This is a genomic window from Algoriphagus ratkowskyi (assembly GCF_002150505.1).
Classification (GTDB): domain Bacteria; phylum Bacteroidota; class Bacteroidia; order Cytophagales; family Cyclobacteriaceae; genus Algoriphagus; species Algoriphagus ratkowskyi.
In genome coordinates, this window is the sequence record NZ_MSSV01000014.1 from 94,791 (window position 1) to 118,241 (window position 23,451).

24 protein-coding genes are annotated in these 23,451 nt (G+C 39.0%); 14 read left to right on the plus strand and 10 right to left on the minus strand.

Translation table 11 applies throughout. The annotated features are described in order from the left end of the window. Nucleotides 1–10 precede the first annotated feature (10 nt). From BVH02_RS14390 to BVH02_RS14430, 9 genes are all read right to left on the minus strand, one after another. Complete coding sequence (locus tag BVH02_RS14390; protein WP_086502202.1) at nucleotides 11–712, minus strand: fatty acid desaturase; 702 nt, start codon at nucleotides 710–712, stop codon at nucleotides 11–13. Nucleotides 713–735: 23 nt separating this feature from the next. Further along, nucleotides 736–1,581, minus strand: a complete 846-nt coding sequence (locus BVH02_RS14395) for a 4-hydroxy-3-methylbut-2-enyl diphosphate reductase (protein ID WP_086502155.1) — start codon at nucleotides 1,579–1,581, stop codon at nucleotides 736–738. 12 nt (nucleotides 1,582–1,593) lie between these two features. After that, entirely contained in the window at nucleotides 1,594–2,295 is a 702-nt protein-coding gene (locus tag BVH02_RS14400) for a lycopene cyclase domain-containing protein (RefSeq protein WP_086502156.1), read from the minus strand. A 2-nt stretch (nucleotides 2,296–2,297) separates the two neighbouring features. After that, nucleotides 2,298–3,140: a phytoene/squalene synthase family protein gene (locus tag BVH02_RS14405; RefSeq protein WP_086502157.1), complete on the minus strand. Its 843-nt coding sequence runs from the start codon at nucleotides 3,138–3,140 to the stop codon at nucleotides 2,298–2,300. Nucleotides 3,141–3,161: 21 nt separating this feature from the next. Beyond that, nucleotides 3,162–4,640 (minus strand): phytoene desaturase family protein, encoded by a 1,479-nt coding sequence (locus BVH02_RS14410; RefSeq protein WP_086502158.1) that lies wholly within the window; start codon nucleotides 4,638–4,640, stop codon nucleotides 3,162–3,164. Between the two features lie 4 nt (nucleotides 4,641–4,644). Next, the gene (locus BVH02_RS14415) at nucleotides 4,645–5,157 is read right to left on the minus strand and encodes an RNA polymerase sigma factor (protein WP_086502159.1); all 513 of its coding nucleotides are present in this window, start codon (nucleotides 5,155–5,157) and stop codon (nucleotides 4,645–4,647) included. 197 nt (nucleotides 5,158–5,354) lie between these two features. After that, nucleotides 5,355–6,245 (minus strand): MerR family transcriptional regulator, encoded by an 891-nt coding sequence (locus tag BVH02_RS14420; RefSeq protein WP_086502160.1) that lies wholly within the window; start codon nucleotides 6,243–6,245, stop codon nucleotides 5,355–5,357. Next, a complete protein-coding gene (locus tag BVH02_RS14425) occupies nucleotides 6,242–6,688 on the minus strand; it encodes a sterol desaturase family protein (RefSeq protein WP_086502161.1) in 447 nt (148 codons plus the stop codon). Before BVH02_RS14425 ends, BVH02_RS14420 begins: the two co-directional genes overlap by 4 nt. 73 nt (nucleotides 6,689–6,761) lie before the next feature. Then, nucleotides 6,762–7,430 (minus strand): carotenoid biosynthesis protein, encoded by a 669-nt coding sequence (locus tag BVH02_RS14430; protein WP_086502162.1) that lies wholly within the window; start codon nucleotides 7,428–7,430, stop codon nucleotides 6,762–6,764. A 111-nt stretch (nucleotides 7,431–7,541) separates the two neighbouring features. Here BVH02_RS14430 and BVH02_RS14435 point away from each other — a divergent pair, with 111 nt between their 5' ends. From BVH02_RS14435 to BVH02_RS14475, 9 genes are all read left to right on the plus strand, one after another. Then, nucleotides 7,542–7,847 carry a DUF4286 family protein gene (locus BVH02_RS14435; protein WP_086502163.1) on the plus strand — a complete coding sequence of 102 codons (306 nt, stop codon included), beginning with the start codon at nucleotides 7,542–7,544 and terminating at the stop codon, nucleotides 7,845–7,847. Between the two features lie 423 nt (nucleotides 7,848–8,270). Then, the gene (locus tag BVH02_RS14440) at nucleotides 8,271–9,422 is read left to right on the plus strand and encodes a DUF4221 family protein (protein WP_086502164.1); all 1,152 of its coding nucleotides are present in this window, start codon (nucleotides 8,271–8,273) and stop codon (nucleotides 9,420–9,422) included. Nucleotides 9,423–9,428: 6 nt separating this feature from the next. Then, the gene (locus BVH02_RS14445) at nucleotides 9,429–10,565 is read left to right on the plus strand and encodes a DUF4221 family protein (protein ID WP_086502165.1); all 1,137 of its coding nucleotides are present in this window, start codon (nucleotides 9,429–9,431) and stop codon (nucleotides 10,563–10,565) included. Between the two features lie 6 nt (nucleotides 10,566–10,571). Continuing rightward, complete coding sequence (locus tag BVH02_RS14450; RefSeq protein ID WP_086502166.1) at nucleotides 10,572–11,696, plus strand: DUF4221 family protein; 1,125 nt, start codon at nucleotides 10,572–10,574, stop codon at nucleotides 11,694–11,696. Next, on the plus strand, nucleotides 11,689–12,852 hold the full coding sequence (locus BVH02_RS14455; RefSeq protein ID WP_086502167.1) for a DUF4221 family protein: 1,164 nt from the start codon (nucleotides 11,689–11,691) through the stop codon (nucleotides 12,850–12,852). Before BVH02_RS14450 ends, BVH02_RS14455 begins: the two co-directional genes overlap by 8 nt. Then, complete coding sequence (locus BVH02_RS14460) at nucleotides 12,842–13,984, plus strand: DUF4221 family protein (RefSeq protein WP_158093899.1); 1,143 nt, start codon at nucleotides 12,842–12,844, stop codon at nucleotides 13,982–13,984. Before BVH02_RS14455 ends, BVH02_RS14460 begins: the two co-directional genes overlap by 11 nt. Nucleotides 13,985–14,232: 248 nt before the next feature. Further along, complete coding sequence (locus BVH02_RS14465) at nucleotides 14,233–15,405, plus strand: DUF4221 family protein (RefSeq protein ID WP_086502169.1); 1,173 nt, start codon at nucleotides 14,233–14,235, stop codon at nucleotides 15,403–15,405. Between the two features lie 1,370 nt (nucleotides 15,406–16,775). After that, nucleotides 16,776–17,390, plus strand: coding sequence for a cytochrome c oxidase subunit 3 (locus BVH02_RS14470; protein ID WP_086502170.1), 615 nt, complete (start codon nucleotides 16,776–16,778; stop codon nucleotides 17,388–17,390). Between the two features lie 5 nt (nucleotides 17,391–17,395). Then, the gene (locus BVH02_RS14475) at nucleotides 17,396–17,836 is read left to right on the plus strand and encodes an SRPBCC family protein (protein ID WP_086502171.1); all 441 of its coding nucleotides are present in this window, start codon (nucleotides 17,396–17,398) and stop codon (nucleotides 17,834–17,836) included. 185 nt (nucleotides 17,837–18,021) lie between these two features. On the opposite strand, the gene BVH02_RS14480 is transcribed toward BVH02_RS14475, so the two are convergent. Next, a complete protein-coding gene (locus BVH02_RS14480) occupies nucleotides 18,022–18,492 on the minus strand; it encodes a Fur family transcriptional regulator (protein WP_086502172.1) in 471 nt (156 codons plus the stop codon). A 210-nt stretch (nucleotides 18,493–18,702) separates the two neighbouring features. On the opposite strand from BVH02_RS14480, the gene BVH02_RS14485 reads away from it, so the two are divergent. The 5 genes from BVH02_RS14485 (at nucleotide 18,703) to BVH02_RS14505 (ending at nucleotide 23,409) form a co-directional block, all read left to right on the plus strand. After that, nucleotides 18,703–19,956 (plus strand): retropepsin-like aspartic protease, encoded by a 1,254-nt coding sequence (locus BVH02_RS14485; RefSeq protein WP_086502173.1) that lies wholly within the window; start codon nucleotides 18,703–18,705, stop codon nucleotides 19,954–19,956. A 116-nt stretch (nucleotides 19,957–20,072) separates the two neighbouring features. Further along, on the plus strand, nucleotides 20,073–20,663 hold the full coding sequence (locus BVH02_RS14490; protein ID WP_086502174.1) for a LemA family protein: 591 nt from the start codon (nucleotides 20,073–20,075) through the stop codon (nucleotides 20,661–20,663). Nucleotides 20,664–20,674: 11 nt separating this feature from the next. Next, entirely contained in the window at nucleotides 20,675–21,112 is a 438-nt protein-coding gene (locus tag BVH02_RS14495; protein ID WP_086502175.1) for a TPM domain-containing protein, read from the plus strand. Beyond that, nucleotides 21,090–21,899, plus strand: a complete 810-nt coding sequence (locus tag BVH02_RS14500) for a TPM domain-containing protein (protein ID WP_086502176.1) — start codon at nucleotides 21,090–21,092, stop codon at nucleotides 21,897–21,899. The genes BVH02_RS14495 and BVH02_RS14500 overlap by 23 nt, the downstream gene beginning before the upstream one ends. 334 nt (nucleotides 21,900–22,233) lie before the next feature. Next, nucleotides 22,234–23,409: a molybdopterin molybdotransferase MoeA gene (locus BVH02_RS14505; RefSeq protein ID WP_086502177.1), complete on the plus strand. Its 1,176-nt coding sequence runs from the start codon at nucleotides 22,234–22,236 to the stop codon at nucleotides 23,407–23,409. The last annotated feature ends 42 nt before the right edge of the window (nucleotides 23,410–23,451 follow it).

Sequence of the window (23,451 nt, forward strand, 5' to 3'; positions counted from 1 at the left end):
ATTCTAATAATTAGGATTGAGATTCTTTCACGCTCCAAAGCCTCCACCAAGGGGTGCCGGGAGAATCATGATGCTCGTAGTGATAGCCAAAGAAATAACAAGTAATAAAAGCCCAAAAGTGATTTTTAGACAAAGTCGATGAACGATGAATATTATCATTTTCTCCCTTATGAGGAAGATATGTTCCAAAGTAAAATAGCTGAAATGTGGATAACACAGCCGGCAACATCCAGAATAATATTAAGTTTTCCACAGGTATATAAAGCTTGAGAACATTGAAAGTAACTGCCATCAGGAGAATCTGCCATATCGTGACATATTGCTTGATAAAGCAGAAATACCAAGCAAAGAAGTTATCAGATTCATGGTAATCTGGATCCTGAGCGGTGGCTACGAAGCGATGATGCTCATGATGTTTGGGAAAAAGTCTACTATAGAAATTATAAGAAAATAGTAAGGCCGAGAACCATCCAATAGCTTTATTTAATTTTCTATTTGAGGATACTAAGCCATGCATGGCGTCGTGAGAAGTAATAAACAGTCCTGTGTACAGGTGCATTTGAACCAAAACTCCCACGTAAAGGAGTGGACTGGCCCAGGTAAATTGGTAATTCAAAAGAAAAATCAAACTCAAAAACCATAGAATTATAATCGCCAAAGCAATCAAAATCCCTTTAGGATCAATAGAAGCATGTTTGGTTTCAGATTTCATACCAGCAAGTTGGGAATGTTTTCTCAAAAAGTCAGAACTCTTTCCTTCACCTGCTCCATCAGCCATAGAGGAGTAGAAGTAGCTCCACAGATTCCTACGCTCTCATTTTCAGAAAACCAATTAGTCTCGATTTGATCAGAATTCGAGACAAAATAAGTGCTTGGATTAGTTTCTTTACAGACATTAAAAAGTACTTTTCCATTGGATGATTTGGTACCACTGACAAAAATTATTTTATCAAATTGGGTTGCAAAAGCTCTCAGTTCCCTATCTCTGTTAGACACTTGTCTGCAAATCGTATCATTGGTATTAACTTCAATGCCATTATCTTTCAAGACTTGGTTGATCTCGTAGAATTTGTCAGTACTTTTTGTCGTCTGGCTGTAGAGTGTGATATTTTTGGGAAGTGTCTTCAGATCCAATTCCGAAATATCCTGAAAAACCACCGCTTCGTTATTCGTCTGGCCGAGCAGACCAATTACCTCAGCATGAGCATGCTTGCCATAGATATATATAGAATCGCCCTTGTCAAAAGAATTTTTGATCCTATGCTGAAGCTTCAGCACTACGGGACAACTTGCATCGATCAGCGTAAGATTATTTTTGATTGCTAATTCGTAAGTAGATGGAGGCTCTCCGTGAGCGCGAATCAAGACTTTTTCATCCTTAAGTTCTTTCAGAACCTCATGGTCAATAATTCTTAAACCTTTTCTTTTAAGTCTATTAACCTCCTCATCGTTGTGCACAATATCTCCAAGACAATAGAGATAGCCCGCCTCATCAAGCATGTCTTCTGCCATCTCTATGGCATAAACTACCCCGAAGCAAAACCCCGAATGTGTATCTATTTGAACGTGAAGATTCTTCATAAGCTAATAACTTTAAGCCTCTTGAATTGTTTTTCTATTTCTAAAATACTCAAATAACGACACATTCATGAGCAGTAACGTCATAGAATATATCGTATCCTCGATAGGAACTGTCCAGATTCGAATTCCCAAATTTTCGGCATTATTATAGATCACTACAGGTTCTGAGGTGAGGCCACCAGTCAGAATACCATTGAAGAGAATAAACGGAATAAGATGAACTAGATAGGCAAATAAGAATCTGCCCATATATTTATTTTTGAAAATCAACCAGTGTATTGCAAGCGCAAAAGCCCCCACGAAAAAATTCACGGAGGTGTACATTTTATCCAAATTTATAAATGCCAGAACGAGCAAAACTGGAATCATAACAAAGACAAAGGGCTTTCCTGCAGGTTGAAAAATATCTTTTGGGAAAAAGTAAATCAACACCTCATAAATGAATACGCAAGCAAAAGGAACAGTGAAGAAGAATAGCCACTCTTCAATTGGCAGCTCAAAAATGTAAATTCCCAGTAAATATCTAGGATTGAATTCCCAAATACCGATTACAGTAAACCAATGATCCCAAATCAAAAACAACGTAGCTGAGATTATAAGTGCAGGAAACAAGGCGTACCACTTACTTGCATACCTGATTTTTGACTCAAATGAACGGACAAGCGGGAAGGATATGGCAAATAGATTTACCGCCAGATAAAGATACTTTTCCATAGCTAGCCTAAGCCAAGTTTACTGCCGAAGTAGGTTCCGATAAGCAAAGAAAATTTTTGAGAGTTTGGAATTCGAATTCGCTCATGAGTGATGGTAGCAGCTGAAAGGCCTTTAATTTTGTCGAATAACTTTTGATAATATAAGTAAGCCACTTTAACACCAAGTTTTGCTCCATCTGGAAGTTGACATAATCCAATTAGTGCCTCATCAAAATCTTTTTGAATATCAATCTCAATTATACTTTTGGCACTTTTATCAAACAATTCGTATGAAACTCCTGGAAAATATACCCTACCACGTTCCTCAAAATCGCTTTTAATATCACGAAGGAAATTGACTTTTTGAAAAGCAGATCCAAGCATCTGCGCAGGCCTCTTAAGTCGTAGATACATTGCATGATCCCCTTCTACGAATACTTTCAAACACATTAAACCCACTACTTCAGCTGAGCCATAAATGTAATCTAAGTAGCAACTATCATTGTATGTGGTAAAATCTAAGTCCATCGCCATACTTTTAAAAAATGCCTCAATCAAATCCAGATCGATTTCATACTTATTTACCATCATCTGAAAACCATGAAGCACAGGATTAAGGGAAAGCCCTGAATCGATGGCAACATAGGTTTGGTGCCTAAATTCCTCAAGCAATTTGGCTTTATCATGATCATGAAATGTATCTACAATCTCATCTGCGTATCTGACGAATCCATAGATCGCATAGATCGGTGCATGGAACTTTTTATCCAGCGTTTGGATGCCCAGAGTGAAGCTGGTACTGTAACGCTGAGTGATCAGCTTACCACAGTCCAGGCTTGTTTGATCATATAACTCCTTTGCATCCATGATGTTGAATATACTATATTTTTAAGAATTTTCTCGAATCACCTCAGTAGCCACCACATAGCCCGAGATCAGCGATGGAGGCACGCCTGGTCCAGGCACAGTAAGCTGCCCGGTGTAGAACAGATTGCTCACCTTTTTGTTTTTAAGTGATGGCTTCAATAGCGCCGTTTGCTTCAATGTATTTGCCAGTCCATAAGCATTACCTTTAAACGCATGATAGTCAGATTTAAAATCTGAATGTGCATAGGATCGCTTAAATATGATATGAGATCGTATTTCCTGTCCACTTATTTTTTCCAACCTATCCATGATCATCTCATAGTACTTTTCTCTAGTCTCCTCAGAATCTTCCAAATCCGGCGCCAGTGGAATCAACAAAAACAGGTTTTCCATCCCATCTGGAGCCACCGTCTCATCCGTAATAGAAGGAACGCATGCATAGAATAACGGAGCTTCGGGCCATCTTGGATTTTTATAGATCGCATCTGCATGAGGACCAAGCGGTTCGTCAAAAAATAGATTATGATGACGCAGATTAGCTAACTTTTTGTCAACTCCTAAATAAAACAGCAAGCTAGACGGAGCCAACACTCTACTATTCCAATATTCTTCACTGTAATTACTATAATTTGGATTGACAAGGTGTCTATCCACGTGATGGTAATCTGCTCCTGCTACCACTATATCGGCTTTGATTCGTTCACCTGAGATTAACCTTACTCTTTTGGCCTCTCCACGTTCAATTTCTATTTCTTCTACTTCGGCGTTATATCTTATTTGCACACCTTTTTCCTCAGCCAAAGTCACCATAGCCTTGATGATTTCATGCATCCCACCTTTTGGATACCAAGTACCTAATGCTATATCTGCATAGTTCATTAAGCTATACAGTGCAGGAATATTCTCAGCAGTTTCTCCTAGAAAAAGGACTGGAAATTCCATCAATCGTATGATTTTCTCCGATTTGAAAAATTTACGAACATGGCTAGACATCGATTGAAAAATATCCATGCGTATCACATCTTTCATCAGAGCTAATGAGGCAAACTCCATCAGTGATCTACTTGGACGCTTCACCAAATCGTGAATCCCTACCTGATATTTATATTTGGCCTGTGCCAAAAACTTATCTAATTCTGCAGCAGCTCCTGGCTCTATTTGCTCCAAAAGGGATTTGAACTCATCTAAATTTGCAGGAATATCCAAAATATCCTCTTCTCCATAGATCACTGAATAGGACGGATCAAGACGTATTAATTCGTAGTAGTCAGCAGGCGTTTTTCCGAAATGTGAAAAGTAATCCTCGAACACATCGGGCATCCAATACCAGCTTGGCCCCATATCAAACGTAAATCCATCACTTGAAAATTTTCTCGCTCTACCTCCTGGAGAAGCATTTTTTTCTAAGAGGGTTACTGAGAAATTGTTGGTAGCGAGATGAGTTGCTGCAGAAAGACCTGCAAAACCAGAACCTATCACGACCACATGTTTTTGCTTCATTTTCTTAATTTACATGTTTATAAACACTTAAATCTTCTTTTAAGTATTTACGGGCAATATGAATTCTATTTTTTACCGTACCAATGGGAATGCTTAGACGATCTGCGATCTCATGGTATTTGAATCCTCTATAATAAAGCAAAAAGGGTACACTAAAGATATCATCTAGCTTGTCGATAGCTTTATAAATATCGTCCATCGCAAAATCTCCGTAAACTGAGTTTTCGATCAATGAACCGCTGGAATTTATGTAGTGTAGATTGTCTGTGGTATCTACAAAAGTTGCCCTTCTCACCATTTTCTGATAATTAGTGATAAAGGTGTTTTTCATGATTGTATACAGCCAAGCTTTCAGATTTGTTCCCTCGGTGAATTTGTCCTGATTAGTGAATGCTTTTACCATCGTGTCTTGAAGCAAGTCATTTGCGTCGTCTAGATCTCTAGTCAACTTCATTGCAAATGGCTTCAAAACACCCGAAAGCTGGTTTAGCGAATAAGTGAATTCTATTGAGGTCATTGTTTTGTGGTTTTGTTTAATCAAATATAGTATATGTTAAACAGAATTACAACTTTTTGTTTAACTTTATTACGTTTTAATTAAACAATAAAATTCAACATTCTATAGAAATGGCTTTAAATAAGGATTTAAGGCATTTTTGGGCATAAAAAAAGTATTCACTAAGAATACTCTTGTTTAACCAAACTATAGTATATCTAAACTTTTTGCTTCTCCATTTTTATCAATTCATCCTTAATTTCCTTCGCAAAAGTGAGCAATCGGATATTGGAAGGAATGGAAATTGACTGATCTAAGGCCTGCAAACCTGATACAAAAATTTCGGAGTCTGTGAATTCTCTACCCAGCATATCAACATATTCTTGAACTTTATCTCCAGCTGGTGATGAAGTAATCACCGTAAGGAGATAGTTCGGTTTCTGCATTTTATAGACAGAAATCAAATCTGCATTTGGAGTACTTTGACCTAGATAGATCACTTTATGTCCATGCTTTTTAATCAAGTAGCAACTGAAAAGCAATGAAAGCTCGTGTAATTCTCCTTCAGGAAGAAAAAGCATAAAAGTCTTACCCTGATTATTTCCCATCTGACCATCTATGGCAACGATTAGTTTTTGACGTATCAGGTTGGAAATAAAATGCTCCTGAGCAGGACTAATTGCGCCCGTTTGCCAAAGAATTCCAATTTTAGAAAGAAAGGGATATATGATGTTGAGAACAGTATCCTCAAAACCCATCTTAAGGATTATTGTAGATAGCACCTTCTCAAATCTAACTTCATCCAATTCGATCATACAGATCGTGAGCGCCTGAATCTGATCGTTATGATCGATGGATTGATCCGTGAGTTTGATGATTTCCTGCGAAATATCTCCTGCACTCATCGCTGCTATTTTGCTAATTTTCAGCCCATTGGCATTCAACATTGCCACATTTAGAATCCGCTTCAGGTCAGCATCATCATAAAAACGAATGTTTGTATCTGTTCTTTTGGGACTGAGTAAGTTGTAGCGTTGTTCCCAAATTCTCAGCGTATGCGCTTTGATCCCAGATAGTTGTTCTAAATCTTTTATTGAGTAGTTGCTCACCTTTCTCTATGCTTAAAATATTTCTTTGGCACCCAAAACAGCCCAAAGGATACTGCTCCCTCTTTCCTCACACTATGATGATGCGCTTGATGTGCTTTTAATATCCCTTTCAAAAACCCGCTCTTAGGACGATCCAACCATTTCACTCGGCGATGGATCAGTACATCATGTAGAAAAAAGTAGAGCATTCCATAAATACTTATTCCAACTCCCATCCAAAATCTATAATCAAATTCCCCAACTCCCAAAAAAATCAGTAGAACAGCAATACTTCCAAACAGTAATGAAAATAGGTCATTCAACTCAAAAAAGGAGTTGGAATGTTCGTGATGAGTTTTATGAATCATCCACAAAGGTCCATGCATAAGATATTTGTGAATCGCCCAACCAGTCAATTCCATTATGACAAATCCCAAAATGGTAAATCCTATCGCTTCAATCATCAGACGTACAACTTGCGCTGTTTCTTTTTTGTTTTAGAATTAATTGCTTTCAAGCTCATTTTATGATAGAAAATCATAGCTCAAGCGTGAAATTAAGAATAGTGAAGAAGAGTATCATAGTTACTAGCACAAAGGCGGCGATGGGATTGCCTTTATCAAAATTCCCTTTTCTATAAATCAAATGAATCAGAAATGCCACAGCAAACCACGTCAGGTAATTTTCGGGAGGGATAACTTCAAACTTCCAATGCCACATATCTAATGCTACAGCTACTGGCTCCATGATGTAGTCGATGACAAGCATGGCAGTCGCCCCAAGTGTAGCTGCCAACAAATCATTGTCTGTGACTTTGTAAAAGACCGCCCCGGTTAGATAAACCAATATAAACCAGTTTACACCAATAATGATCGGTACTTCCCAAAGCATAGGGCCTAATGTAGGACCATAAACATAATCACCAAAAATATATCCCGTATGAATTCCGATAAGCTCAGCTCCGAAACCTAACCAAAATGCCGCTGCAGCAAAAATGGGAAAAGCTTCAGACCAGCCTCGGTGAAACCCCAGAAGTAATACAAGTGTAATCAGTAGCTGAGCTGGAGTGAGCATCAGAAAATACTCCCGATATTCTGGCAAACTTAAGCCAACGACACCAACTCCATACAAGGCAACGACCACAATTTTGGCAATTATCAATCGCAAATTCTGAACCTGTGGGGGCGCCTGAGCTATTTTATGCATGTTTAGGTAAAGCTTTGGAAGAAGTAAATTCAATTTTAGTGTATGGTTTCCTAACTTTGGAAACTCAAATCTGTTTGCAAAAAAACGAAATTTCAGCCAAAATCCCCCGATATGATTCTTTACAACATCACGTTCACCGTTTCCAATGAGATAGAAGAGGATTTTGTCCAATGGATGAAAGACACTCACATTCCTGATATTTTCGCTACCGGACTATTTACTGAACATAAATTCTTCAGACTTTTGAACAGCCCAGACGACAATGTCACCAATTACGCTATCCAGTTCTTTGCTGAGAACACGAAGAAGCTGATTGAGTACGAAGCTCGATTTGCACACGAATTACGCTTCGAAACTCAAGCGAGATATGGTGAGAAAGCAATTCCATTCCGTACGCTAATGGAGTCGGTGGATTAGGGCCTAGAAAGCAGATATTAGTTTTAATCCTTTACTAATAATTCAACCCCTTTGGGGTTGCCTTGATAGATCATTATTTCATTTAGCCACGGGTTGCACCCGCGGTTATTGAAAAGTTTGATCCCTTCGGGATCTTCAATTTGAAGATTTAAAATCGAATGTTTATAGATTCAATAGCATGACCACAAAGTGGTCAAACCTCTCAATAACCATGGGTGCAACCCATGGACTGAGTGACCAATCCAAGACATCCCCAAGATCTCATTCCCTCCACTTCCCCAACCAGCATAAATATCAAATCAGTATATCATAATTTCCAAGCCTCATTTTATTGCAGTTCCTAACTATTTTTTTGATTTTTTAACATTTTAGGATCGCTTTTTTAAGACAGTTTATTTAGTTTTATAGCTAACCCTACTGTTTATGAAGAGATTATTTTTTTACGCTACTCTACTTGTTTCTCTTTATTCCTGTGAAACTAAAGATACTTCAGAATCCACTTCACAAAAAAACATCCTTGAAAACCTGACATATTCTGTGGATACAGTGGTGGTGGATCCTGGAAATGAAATTATAGATCTTTCGCATGGTTCACGGTTTTCTTCCATTTCGCTAGACGAGAAGAAATTCTTCCTATATGACTACAGTAAAACAGCCATTAACGAGATTGATCTAAAAACATTAGAATTGACAAATGTCTACCAATTCTCAAGGGAAGGCCCAAATTCTATCGGTTTCAATCCTCCCACTATGCAACCTTTGAGTAATGATAGATTCTTATTTGTTTCTTCCTTAATAAATGTCGGTACCTATTTCAAGAGTGGAGAACTGGAGAAAAACCTAAAATTCAATTTTAGAGAAATAGAAGGTCTCGATGTGGATGAAGGAGGCCTTATTACCAATAAAGCCCATATCTCCCATGACGAAAAGCACCTCTTTGCCTTGACAAACCCTTACAAAACAAGTTCGGATGTAAGACTAATTATTATAGATCCAGAAGCAAAAACCGGAAAGTCAATTTCACTGCCTGCTATGATTTCAACGCTAAAGTTTAGAGTAAGCCTCAACACAGGAAAGCTATTTATGGGAAGGGGTGAAGGTGTTTCTTTGAATATTTTGAACAACAAACTTTTTATTACAAGCAGTGCCAATTCAGACAGCTATGTGTATGATTATCAAACTGACTCTCTTCGATTAGTTGAATTTCCTCACCAGCTAGTTGCTCCAAGCAAATCAGGTGAAATAAAACAAGAGGTGTCCGATGAAAATGAGTTCAAGGCTGAAACGGCCAAATTCATTTATCAAACAAGCTTTGATGATTTCTTATGGGATAAGAAGCGACAGAAATATTTCCGATTGGGATATAATTTAATACCACAGGAAACGCCTGAATTGGAAAAAAAATCTGACGTTTTCCTTTTCACCTATGACAAAGACTTAAATCTCCTCGGAAAGAAACAACTAGATCAAATTGATTATAGACTTGAATCCCCCTTCTTCAAAGACGGCAAGCTCTATTCCTATGTCAATGTGGATGACGAGCTCGGCTTCGCAGTATTCACTTTTAATTTTTAAGAAACTATGAAAAAACTCCTTACTATTTCCATTCTAGCACTTCTTTCTGCCTGTGGTGATAAAGAGTCTGAATCGACAGAAGCTAAAAATATCCTTGAAAACCTGACATATTCAGTCGATACCGTGATAGTAGATCCTGGCGAGGAAATTATAAATCTCAACTATGGATTGTCCGGTTCTACCCTAAGTCAGGATCATCAAAAGCTTTATAAGTTTGATGAAACAACCTTCCAATTACAAGAAATCGACTTGAACAAATTAGAGCTAACGGCCAGCTATTCTTTTGAAAAAGAAGGTCCAAATGGATTGGGTCCTTATAAAGGATTTATGACGGGAGCATCAGATGGATATTTCATTTTCACAAATAGTCAAAAAATAGGTAAGTTTTCCAAGTCCGGAGAGCTATCGACTGACTTTGACTATTCAATTAAAAAGCTTATACCTAGTGAAAGTGCGGAGCGAAGTATGCTTTCGCAGTTTGTTTTCTTGGCAGAGCAACAAAAGGGATTTTTGTTGGAAACTGCTTTCGATCAGCCTGTCTTCAACCTCGTTGCTATCAACTTTGAAGGGGAAAGCAACGAGGTGATAGACTTGCCAGAAATGGACCGAACGCATGACTATAGAATCGTTTCAAATGAATATGGGTATAAGATGAGTTCGGTCCAAGAAGTCAACGTGCAAGCCATTAATTCCAACGTGTATATAACCACTGCTGTGAGCAGCGGAGTTTACCGCTATGATCCAGAGCAGGATACTCTGGAATACATCACTTTCCCCCTTATGCTGACCCCAACAGAAAAGACAATAAAAATAAAAAATGAAGTTTCCTCAGCAGAGGAGCGAAAAGGGCAGAATGCTTTGCTCAATTCTGATGTGGGTTTCGAAAAATTGCTTTGGGATGATCAATCGAAACGGTTTTTTCGCTTCAGCTCCTTACTTATTCCAAGCATTTCTGAAGAGCCTAGTAAAAAAAATAAAATCTTTCTTTCTGTTTTTGATCCCCAGCTGAACCTGATTGGTGAGAAACATTTAGTAGAACTTAATACAATACCATCATACCCATTCTTTAAAAACGGCAAGCTCTGGTCCTATGTCAATGTAGAAGACGAGCTAGGCTTCGCGGTATTCACTTTTGATTTTTAGCCAACTATGAGAAACACATTTCTACTTATTCTACTCTCAATTTTTTGCCTTTCTTGCAGCAAACAACCTGATGGATCAAATAAGAGTGAATTTGACTTTTCTTACTCTATCGATACCGTGATGGTAGATCCTGGAGATGGGATTATTTATCTGAAAAGATGGCTAAACACTGCTGCACTTTCTCCCGATAAGAAAATGCTGTTCAACTTCAATCCAGATATCCCTGAGTTTGAAGTCATCGATTTGGAAAACCTGAACCTAGATCGACGAATCAAAATGGAAAAGGAAGGGCCACTAGGTACAGGAGATCCAAGTAGTGTTTTGATTTCTACAGATGGTAAATTCTTTTTTACAAGTTTCGTAGATGTCAGAGAATTCAATGCTCAGTTGGATTCCCTTAAGACCTATACTATTCCGAAAGAAAAATTTGAAGGTTTAAACGCTGATGAATCCTTGGATGCTGATTACCATGTCTCTACAGACGGCAAATATTTGTTTGTTCCCTATGGGCCAGAGGATTTTCAAAAAGCTAAAAATGGATTAGCAATCGTAGAGCTAAGCACTCGAAAATTAAAAAAAGTGCCTTTAGATCTATTTGAACGAAGCAATCAATACGTCCGAACATGGATGGAAAATGGTAATCTCCAATCTCAAACTCGGGAATCGCTGAGCTATTATCAGTTAAAAGACAAGTTGATTATCTCATCACATAATTTCAACGAGGCAGTCCTTTACGACCTCACGACTGATTCTTTGACGCACAAAGTCTTCAATTCTAAGCTAACCCCGAATGCTAAAAAAGTAAGTGAAAGGACTACCGGAAATAGCTTTGAAGAAATGATGGAAATCAGGGAGGAAGCCCAAAAGCAAGTCGAATTCGGGAACTTCCTATATGACGACATAAGTGATAAGGTATTTAGGTTCACTACAGATCTAGACCGAATGATTGGGGATTCGGCTACGTTCAAAAACGTCATTACCATTTTCGATTCCGACTTAAATCAACTTCATGAAGAAGTCGTGGATTTCAATAGACCCAACTTCTCTTTCTTTAAAGACGGCAAACTCTACTCCTATGTCAACATAGAAGACGAGCTTGGCTTCGTCCGCATCAAACCTAGCTATGACTAAACTCAGATTCCTATTTCCAATTATTTTGGTGGCCTTGGCCGGCTGCGGTTCTCCAGAAAATGCTGAGAATACACAACTAGAAACAATTTTTTTCAGCTATGAAATAGATACGGTTTACATCGATGCGAAGGACGAGTTTCTATTTCTGAATATGGGATTGTTTTTTTCGGATTATTCTGCGAAAGACGGCGCATTGTACAATCTAAACTCTCAATCGGGCAGGGTGGAGATTATTGATCTGAAAAATAAAACCCTTGAACGTCTGGTTCAATATGACCTTGATGGGCCCAATAGTATAATTGAAATGGCTCTAACTGGAATAAAGAAAGCTGATAATGGCAGTTTATTTTTCATGAATTACATGCTGATGAATCAACTGGACTCTATGGCTACCAAGATTGCGTCCTATAGATTGTCTAATGAATTTTTGAAAGGTGATGACTTGAAGGCAAACGAAGAAATAGATGGGATGGGTCAAATCGCTAATGATGGTTCTTACTTCGCCAGTGTCTATGGAGTGTATCAAACTGGAGGAACATATACCGGATTAGCTAAAGTCACTTTTGCAGATAGCAGTTTGCAGCTAATTCCCTTGGACTTTTGGGCTGATATGGACAAATACAATATCAAAATGGATGTGGGAGATGGTAGAGCTTTTTCTTCTCCTGAGTATAAATTTCTAACACTTGATGGAAATAATTTGATTCTATCGACTACCGCCAAAAATGAACTTTGGTACTACGAAGCTGCTATGGATAGCACTTTTCATAAAGAATATTCCAGTGCTTTTACTCAAAATGAAAAGGTGGTGAACTATCCAAAAACCGCCAATTCTCAGGAATCATTTGATCAGGCTAACAAACAAAAGAATGATCAAGTGGTATTTGGTCCCTTAGTGAAGGACGAAAACTTAGGCCGATTCTATCGCTACAGTCGTGAAGGGGATGACAGTGAAAATAACTACGCTTACGTACTCACAATTTTCGATGAGAAACTGAATCAGCTTCATGAGGAGAAAATGAGAGATGAAGTAACTATTCCCGGTCACTATTTTGCTGCAAAGACTTTTGTACACCAAGGAATGCTTTACACATTTTTAAATATCGGCGATGAACTGGCTTTTATACGCCTTAAACCAAATTTTCATGATGAATAAGAACCTCATTTTACTCATAGCACTTGCTCTTGCAAGCTGCTCCTCGGAAGACTCTTCCAAAAGCGGAAACGATGACTTCCAATTCTCCTATAAAATTGACACCGTGATGGTGGATGCCGGGGATCACTTCTTTTTTCTCAACGAGGATTTGAGTTTGTCAGATGTTTCCAAAGACCGGAAACTGCTCTATAATCTAAATCCAAAAACGTTCCTACTGGAGATTGTGAACTTGGACGATCTCAAATTAGAGAAGACAGTCCAATTAGAAAAAGAAGGTCCTGATGGAATTGGGCTGCCTTATTATGGAAAAATTCAGGTATTGGAAAATGGTAATATCGGTTTGTTTGGTCAGTTTAAAATCCACATTGTCACCGAGCAGGGTAAGCTTGTTAAAACCATTGATCTTGATCAAATCAAAATTCAAAATAACGATCAAAAAGAGAAAGAGAAAATTGGATGGAACAGCGTACTTTCTGATGACGGCAAACTACTCGCGAGCACACTAGTCAACTTTGATTTCAAAAAACCAGCAAAAGGAATCGTAGTGATTGATTTAGAGACTGACTCGATAAAGTACATTCCTATGAAACTATTTGAAAAGCTTAAGCAATTTGAAATAATTCATCAAGAGGGAAATGCTCCTGGTATCACTACAGGAGAGTTTCCTTTCCTGAGATTCATTGACAATAATCTGATTATCTCCTCCTCAGCTTATAACGAAGTGTATCACTATAATACAAGCTCTGACAGCCTGTCTCACTACAGTTTTAAAGCAAGCCTTACTGACAACGAAAAGATTCGAAATTTCCCTAACGAAGTGCACTCAAGCAAAGAATGGACAGATGCTGAGAAGGCAAAAAACGAACAAGTTTCTTTTAGAGAGTTTTTGAAATTACCTGAGCAAAATATCTTTTGGAGACTGAGTACAGACAAAGACCGTATGATTGCGGATTCTGTTGTTTTCAAGCAGGTCGCCACTTTTTTTGATGCTGATTTTAAGATGCTTAAAGAGCAGGAATTAGAGAATTTCCATGATTTCAGGAATTCTTTCTTCAAAGATGGAATGCTTTACAGCTTTATTAATATCGAGGATGAACTGGCTTTTGTGAGACTCAAACCTAACTTCGATTAGAATCAGGCGGGTTTATCAAATCTTAATCACTTCGGAAACTTGCGGAGAATACCTTCTTTATTCTCCGCAAAAATGCGGTAAATAGTTATTACCACCGCTGATTTGCGGGTCTACACGTACATAAATTCTCCGTACGTCAGACAGGCCATGGCATACAGACATAAATGGAGGCAGAAAAGACTCTAGTCTTTATTGACAGCATTCACATAAAGTTGGCTTTATGGATTTTAGAACCTATTTTTTAGAACATGAATCTTAAGCCAACTGCACTTCTTTTCCTCCTTCTGATCTCCTGCGGAGAAAAAACGATGGAAGTGCAGCTGCCGGTAGCAAATGTTTTTCCCGAATTCAACTACGTCCTTGACACCGTGTTCATCGATGCTGGCGAAGAACAAATTTACCTAGACATGGAGCTGAGTATGTCTGATTTTTCGGTAAATGAAGGGCTTCTGTATAATCTAAAACCTGAAAACGGTCGAGTAGAAATCATCAATTTGAATACGCTGAAACTTGACAGCGTGATAAACTTCGATATCCGTGGACCTAACAGTGTGAAGCAATATTTCCCTTTTGGGCTCAAGAAAACCCTCTTTGGCGACACTTTTTTTAAAGAATATCGAGTGATCCACAAACTTAATTCAGCAGGCAGAAAAGTTGATTCCTATGAACTGATCAATCGGAAATTATCTGGAGATCGTTTGCCTTTTGATACAGAGATAGACGGCCTCGGTGAGATTTCTACTGATGGATCATATCTGGCGAGTTTCTACGGCAACTTCAAAGTGGGTGGCAGTGTACTAGGAATAGCAAAAGTTAATCTGTTGAATAAGTCGATGAAGCTTATTCCAGTTGACTTTTGGGATCAACTGAAAGAATATACCGTCACAGTGGATTATGATATTGGAAGGAGAAATAGTTCTCCGGAACTGAAATATCTCCTGCTCAATGGTCCAGATATCATTCTATCTACATCGGCAAGCAATGAATTGTGGTATTACGATGCAGAAAGTGACTCGGTGTTTCATAAGAGTTTTCACAGTGGTATCACTGCCGATCAGAAGTCAGGCAAATACCGGAAAGATATCACCGATCAACGTCTCTACATGTATTGGGTCAAGCGCAAAAACGACGAAGTAGTATTCGGCCCACTGGTCAAAGATTATCAGGCACAGCGATTCTATCGGTATAGTCGTGAGCTGGATAGTAGCGATCCACAGAAACCAACCTATGTGTATGTCTTAACTATTTTTGACGAAAAACTCGATCAGATCCATGAGCAGAAGTTGCAAAACAGCATCCCGATTATGGGTAAATACTTCGAGGGAAAGGCATTTGTGCATAAAGGCTCGATCTATTCCTTCTTGAAATTATCAAATCAGCTGGCTTTTTTACGATTGAAACCTAGTTTTGGAAATGAGTAGAAGTCGAATGGCAGGCGAAAAAAATAACTTCAACTTGTTTTGGCGATGCCTCAATTTCTCAATTGACATCTAATCGGCCAAAACTCAAACTATCCTCCATTTCCACACCTCGGGGTTGAAACCCCGAGCTATAAAAAAAACCGTCCTCACATGACTTATTAGCTATTCAAGAGTAGAAATGCACATTTGTAGAACTACTCTAGCCGATGTTAGTGTCTCCATAAACATCAAATACTAATGGCCTAATACCTGCCTGTTCCATAAAATCCTTGCCAAAGGCAAGGCCTGTATAAGCACAGAATGCAATTCTGGGTTATAACAACGAAGAAGGTTCTGTAGAGTGCCAACGGCACGATCGATATCTAATACTGGCTAAAAATATCATCATCTGGTTTTGGCGATGCCTCAATTTCTCAATTGACGTCTAATCGGCCAAAACTCAGACCATCCTCCATTACCACACCACAAGGTTGAAACCCCGAGCTATAAAAAAAACCGTCCTCACATGACTTATTAGCTATTCAAGAGTAGAAATACAAATTTGTAGAACTACTCTAGCCAATGTTAATGTCTCCATAAACATCAAATACTAATGGCCTAATGCATGCCTGTCTCCTAAAATCCTTGCCAAAGGCAGGGCCTGTATAAGCCCAGAATGCAATTCCGGGTTATTACAACGAAGAAGGTTCTGTAGAGTGCCAACGGCACGATCGATATCTAATACTGGCTAAAAATATCATCAACTTGTTTTTGGCGATACCTCAATTTCTCAATTGACATCTAATCGGCCAAAACTCAAACTATCCTCCATTTCCACACCTCGGGGTTGAAACCCCGAGCTATAAAAAAAACCGTCCTCACATGACTTATTAGCTATTTAAGAGTAGAAATGCACATTTGTAGAACTACTCTAGCCGATGTTAGTGTCTCCATAAACATCAAATACTAATGGCCTAATACCTGCCTGTTCCATAAAATCCTTGCCAAAGGCAAGGCCTGTATAAGCACAGAATGCAATTCCGGGTTATAACAACGAAGAAGGTTCTGTAGAGTGCCAACGGCACGATCGATATCTAATACTGGCTAAAAATATCATCAACTTGTTTTGGCGATGCCTCAATTTCTCAATTGGCGTCTAATCGGCCAAAACTCAAAGCATCCTTCATTTCCCCAACTCGGGGTTAAACCACAAGCTAAAAAAACCGTCCTCACATGACTTATTAGCTATTCAAAGATAGAAATGCAAATTTGTAGCGGATTCACTATACCCGCAACCTCTCGTTACCCTCTGCGCCCACCGTGGTTAAAACAATCCAAAACTCTTTTTACATATTTCTGAACCTTCACCTCATAAGTATGTTTTCTGAGTAATGGCATTGAGCAAACAGCATCCTACTCTTCTTCAGCGGATTGAAAACCTTCATCCCTACGAAACCATGCTCTATTTGGGGATGTTTGGGAGTGGGCTGATATTTTTATTCCTAAGCTTTGCATTTCTTTTTTCTTCCCGAAATTTACTCGCGGGAATGAATCAGACCGTACCGATAGCGTTTCTCATTTCCACCTTTCTGTTAGTTTTGAGCGGATTTTCGGCTACCTCCATCAGACATGCCTACCAGGAAGAAAACACTGAAAAGCTGCTGGGATCGCTTAGAATTACCGTCATTCTAGGATTTGCATTTACAATTTTACAGGTGATCGGATGGTATGAATTGAAGGCAAAAGGAATAGAATTCACGGGAATTCCGAGCGGAAGCTTTTTATATGTGCTAAGTGGGATTCATATATTCCACCTACTTGGCGCCATGATTTTTGGACTCATTCTTTATTCCCAATTAGTCAAAAGTCAAGAAGATGGAGTACGAAAGTTAATTCTCCACACCAATCCATTTGAAAAAATGCGTGTTCGCTTGTTCACCTTCTACTGGCATTTTATGGATGGTATTTGGCTGATTCTCTTCTTGTTATTTGTCTTAAGTTTTTGAAAAAAATGAAAATCAATCTATCCACTCAAGTTAATCAGGATTATCTCTCGGTAAAAAATGGTTTTGATGAAACCCTTTTCACCAAGCTAAGCCCTCCATTTCCGCCAGTTAAACTAGCGCGATTTGACGGGTCTGAAGTTGGAGATTTAGTATCGCTTGAGTTGAATTTTTTGCTTTTCAAACAGCTATGGACTAGTGAGATCACCCAAAGCCAAACAGACGAAAAGGAATATTTCTTCGTGGACGAGGGGATTAAGCTTCCTTTTTTCTTAAAAAAATGGAGGCACAAACATCGTATTATCAAAGAAGGAAATGAGACAATCATCAGAGATGAAGTGGAATTCTCGGCACCCTTCGGTTTGGCAACCCTGCTTTTATACCCGGCGATCTATCTGCAGTTTTTGTACCGCAAGCCAATTTACAGGAGGATTTTTTCAATTAAATAATCACGATGTGCACTTAGTTTTTTCGCAGAAGATGCATTACGAAACATCTTTCAACTTGAATTTCGGATTAACTGTCAATGATCGTGTCAGCACAAACATCAATTTTCCACTTGTAAGAAAGAGCTGCAGAGTAAAATCCTAAGTGCTTTCTTAGTTATCCTATATGACCTGCGCAATTTCTCACCCTAGAACTCCTGCAAGTTTTCACAATTTTCAATTTCACAATTCCCATACAATACTAGTGAATGACTAGTGATCGCCGATTGAAAACTTCTACCTGTTTCCTCCTTGATCTCATTGATTTTGGGGTCTGAAAACTCTCTGATTTTCCGGCATTGATTGCACACATGATGATCATGATGTTTATAAGTAAGTGCTTGCTCGTAGAGTGCAACTTTATCTTTGAATTGGTGCTTTACAGCCAAGCCACTTTCCACCAATAGGTCTAACGTATTATAAATAGTAGCGCGGCTGATGGTGTAACCTTTATTTCTCATGCTGAGAAAAAGCCCCTCCACATCCATATGCTCATCCTCTGGAAGAGAGTAAAGTTCGTCTATTACTGAAAATCTTTCAGGTGTTTTCCTGCTTCCTTGCTTGGAAAGGAAGTTTTCAAAGATCTTTTTTGCCTTTTCTATCAGGGCCTTGTCTGCCATGGTGTTAAAATAATTTGAATTAAAGATCAGTCTTAATCCATTTTTTGGCAAACCTAAGTGGCTAATCTTCTTAATTTGGTTTCAGTCTAATTAAAACTAAATCGATCAAATCCGTAAACAGAATGGAGCAAATTACTAGTATTCGTTAGAATAATTCTATTTTCATAAAACAGAGCAACTTATTTGTGACCTCTGAGTTTTCATCAATCTATGTATAAAGGCATATCGCTTTTCCTTGCTTTTTTCTTTGCCACACAGCTTCTGTGCCTAGCTCAGGTGCCAGGATTTTTTATGAAAGAGGATAAGCGAAAGGCTGTTATACCTTTCAATGCATCCAATAGCCTGATCATAATTCCAGTTTCCATCAATGGAAATACTCCAATAAATTTTCTAGTTGACACGGGTGTACGATCTAATATTTTATTCAGCAAAAACTTAGGGGATGCTCTGGAACTAGTTTATACACGTAGGATCAAACTAGTAGGTGCTGATGGCAATGATGATCTCATGGCCTCAATATCACCAATTAATCACTTTGATTTGGGTCCAGTTGAAGGGGTGTTTCAAAGCTTACTTGTGTTAGAAGATGAGTTCATAGAATTAGAATCTGTACTTGGAATTCCGATCTATGGAATTTTGGGATATGAGTTTTTTAAGTTCAATCCCATAAAAGTCAATTATGATGACGGGAAAATGATTTTTTACAAAACAAGCGCACTTAAATGGAGGCCACTTTTATATAGAAAAATGGATATGACTATCTATGAAAATAAACCTTACATCACCACTACTGTGAGGCAAAAGGATGGGTCACTAATCTATCCTAAATTACTTATCGATACAGGCGCAAACCATGGATTATTGCTTAATCGCGAGACTTCAGATGACATTACTATGCCACCTCTATTCCTCGAATCAGCTTTAGGCCAAAGTCTTGGAGGTGTATTGTATGGCTTTATTGGGCGAGTAGAATATATGAAATTAGCAAATTTCAGGTTGGACGAGGTGCTCACATCCTACCCAGATGAGACACCATTCAGCTATGTCATTAAAGACTCTGGCCGAATGGGCAGTGTAGGAGCAGAAGTACTCGGCAGATCCCGACTAATATTTGATTACCCTAGAAGTCGCCTTTTTGTACGAAAAGCAGAGAATTTCTTTGCTCCCTTCGAATTCAATATGAGCGGAATGGTAGTGAAAAAAATTCCAGATGATGACAATAGAATTTATGTTTCGGATATACGAGCGGGTTCTCCTGCACATCGTGCTGGATTAGAATCATTTGATGAAATCCTTAGTATAAATAAGGTGCCAATATTTATTTGGGAATTGACTGAAATTAATAAGCTGCTAAGATCTGAAGCTGGTAAGGAAATCGAATTAGAGATACGTCGCTATGAAAACGATGACCTTACAAAATGGAAAGACCACAAATTCACCTTTGTTTTAAGAAAGCAGATTTAGCGCTGTTTTAGATTGATTTCAGATAAAAGCGGTAATTTTGGAGGAAGGGAAGGGGTCGAAAAACTTCTCCTACTAATATACGTGTGTAATCAAGTTATAAATTTCAACTATAAAACATGAAAAAGTTTCTTATTCCTATAGGTATCCTTCTGGTGCTCGGTATTTTCATTTACACCAAAGCCGTAGGGACCTATAATACTTTTGTGCAAACAGAAGAAGTCATTAATGGCCAATGGGCCGAGGTAGAGACTCAATATCAACGTCGATCTGACCTAATCCCAAACTTGGTAAACACGGTGAAAGGTTATGCTGAGTTTGAGCAAGAAACACTTACTGCTGTAATCGAGGCACGAGCAAAAGCTACTGCTGTAAATGTGGATCCTTCCAATCTTACTCCTGAGAAATTAGCTGAATTCCAAGGCGCACAAGGTCAACTTTCTGGAGCTTTAGGCAGATTATTGGTCAGCGTAGAGCGTTATCCTGAATTGAAAGCCAACCAAAATTTCCTTGAGCTTCAGGCACAATTAGAAGGTACAGAAAACAGAATCGCTGTGGCTAGACGTAACTTCAATCAGTCTGTACAGGATTACAACTCTAACCTCAGAACATTCCCTAACAACATCTTTGCTGGCTGGTACGGATTTGAGCAGAAAGGCTATTTCGAGGCATCCGAAGGATCCGAAAATGCACCTTCAGTTCAGTTTTAATACCCTTTATCATGGCTGAGAAATTATTCTCAACAGCAGACCGGAAGGCAATAGTTAATGCTATCCAGTCTGCTGAAGTTTCTACCTCTGGAGAAATCCAAGTTCATATAGAAAGTCGCTGCAAAGGCGAAGTCCTCGAGCGTGCAGTGAAAGTGTTCGACACCCTTAAAATGCACCAAACAAAAGATCGAAATGGCGTATTATTCTACTTGGCCGTTGTCGATAAGCGTTTTGCAATTCTAGGAGACAAAGGCATCAATGAAGTAGTTCCTGAAGATTTCTGGGAAAACATAAAAGAACACATGACCGGCTTATTTAAGCAAGGTCAATTTACACAAGGTCTGATCGACGGTATTCACCAAGCTGGCGAGCAACTTGCAACGCATTTCCCCTATCAGGGTGATGCAGACATAAACGAGCTTCCTGATGAGATTTCATTTGGATCATAAGATCCACCCCCTTTTACTAATTTTCTTTCTTCTCACCCTAGGTCTTCAGGCTCAGGACTTCCCTCCTGCGCCCGATCCGCCAAAATTGGTGAATGATTTCACCAATACACTTTCCGCTACCGAAGTAGCACAATTGGAAAGTAAATTGGTCGCCTACAATGATAGCACCTCCACACAGATTGCCATCGTAATGATGCGCTCAGTGGGTCAATACGATATTTCTGATTATGCTTTTCGCCTAGGCCAAGCCTGGGGAATAGGCGGCGGAGACAATGATAATGGAATATTGATTCTTGCAGCAATGGAAGATCGAGATGTATTCATTGCCACGGGCTATGGCATGGAAGGGGCAGTTCCTGATGCTTTGGCAAAACGTATAGTAGAGAGCCTGATTCTTCCAAATTTCCGGACCGAATCATACTACACAGGTCTTGATGAAGCTACTACCATGATATTCAAATTAGCTTCAGGCGAATATAAAGCTGAGGATATTGAATCAAAAGGAAACAGTGGCGGAGCTATCTTTATGCTATTATTCTTCGTTTTCATTTTTGTAATTCTACCACTTTTGAGAAATAAAAATGACAATAATAATCACATGGGTGGAAAAGGTGGCGGAGTAGATATGTGGACTACTATCATGCTAGCAACTATGCTTGGTGGCGGTGGTCGTGGATCATCTGGCGGATTTGGCGGTGGTGGCGGCGGATTCGGCGGAGGAGGAGGCGGCTTCGGTGGTTTCGGAGGTGGTGGCTTCGGAGGCGGAGGAGCGGGAGGAAGCTGGTAATTTCATTATGTGACCGATGAACAAGCTTACAGCGAACTAGCTATCATTGAAGTAATCTGCTTGTAAGAAATAAAAGGCATAAAGTAAATTCAGTTTGTGAAAAATTTATAAGCACCTTCAGTATGGAGGTGCTTTTTTTTTGGAGTCCTTTAATTAATGTTCCCGTGTATGATTTTGATAAAAGATCAAGTAGAGATCAAAACAAGCAGTTGCCACAAGAAAAGTTTTTGAAAAAAGGGTGACTCAGATTTTAGCCAAGATCCATAAAAAATAGATGTATAAGCAAGTATTAAAGGTTGATTTTCCATAAGTTTAACCAATACTCCAAACCAATATGATCTCAGTTTCTGAAGCCTTAGATTTAATCAAAGCTAATACTAGTAAACTAGCATCCGTAAAAATCCCACTTAAGGATTCATATGGATATTTTTTAGCAAAAGAAGTTTTGGCACCGATCAGCTTACCTTCCTTCCGCCAATCCGCGATGGACGGCTATGCTTTCAGATCTGGGGAATTCAGCGAATTGGAAGTTATCGGAGAGTGCAAAGCTGGTGATGTATTAGAGTTTGAGCTCCATGAGAATCAAGCCGTGCGCATCTTCACTGGTGCACGCGTCCCCGACCAAGCTGACACCGTCGTGATTCAGGAACATGTGAGTGCGAACGGAGGTAAAATATCCATTCAGACAATGCCAGAAAAGTCCGCTAATGTTCGTGCCATCGGCGAACAAGTACAGGCTGGTGAATCTGTCTTGCAAGCTGGAACAAAAATTAATGAATCCATTATTGGCTTCTTGGCTGGTTTTGGCATGGGAGAAGTTTTTGTAATTGACAAACCCAGAATTACGCTTATCGTAACTGGAAATGAGCTTCAGGAAGTAGGAACAACTCTGAAGCCCGGATCTATTTATGAAAGCAATGCGATCATGCTGGAGTCAGCTTTGAAGTCGAGAGGTTTCGATTCAATACAGGTTTTGAAAGTTGAAGATGATCTTGAAGAGACCAAAAAAATCATCGCTAGCGGACTGAAAAGCGATGTTTTGCTAATTTCGGGTGGCATTTCTGTCGGTGATTATGACTTCGTCAAAGAAAGCCTGGAATACAACGGTGTGAAGGAGATTTTTTACAAAATCAACCAAAAGCCAGGCAAGCCACTGTGGTTTGGAAAAAGGGGTAGCACACTTGTATTTGCATTGCCGGGAAATCCTGCTTCTTCACTAACCTGCTTCCTGATTTATGCCCTTTCCGCACTGAAAATTATGTCTGGCAGTTCAGATTACAACCTTGATTTTCAGTCGGGAATACTATCACATCGCACGGTTAATAAGTTTGAGAAAACTGTTTTCTTTCTTGGGACAGAAACGAATGGAAATATTCATATCTATCCTAAGCAAGCATCCAGTATGCTAATTTCTTATGCCTTGGGAAATGCCTTGGTAATGATTCCGCATGATAAAGAAATTTTGGAAGAAGGAGAAACAGTTCAGTACCTGCCGATAAATAGAAATTGAGAAAAATACCTATTTGTCAAAATGCCAGATAGGATACTTTCT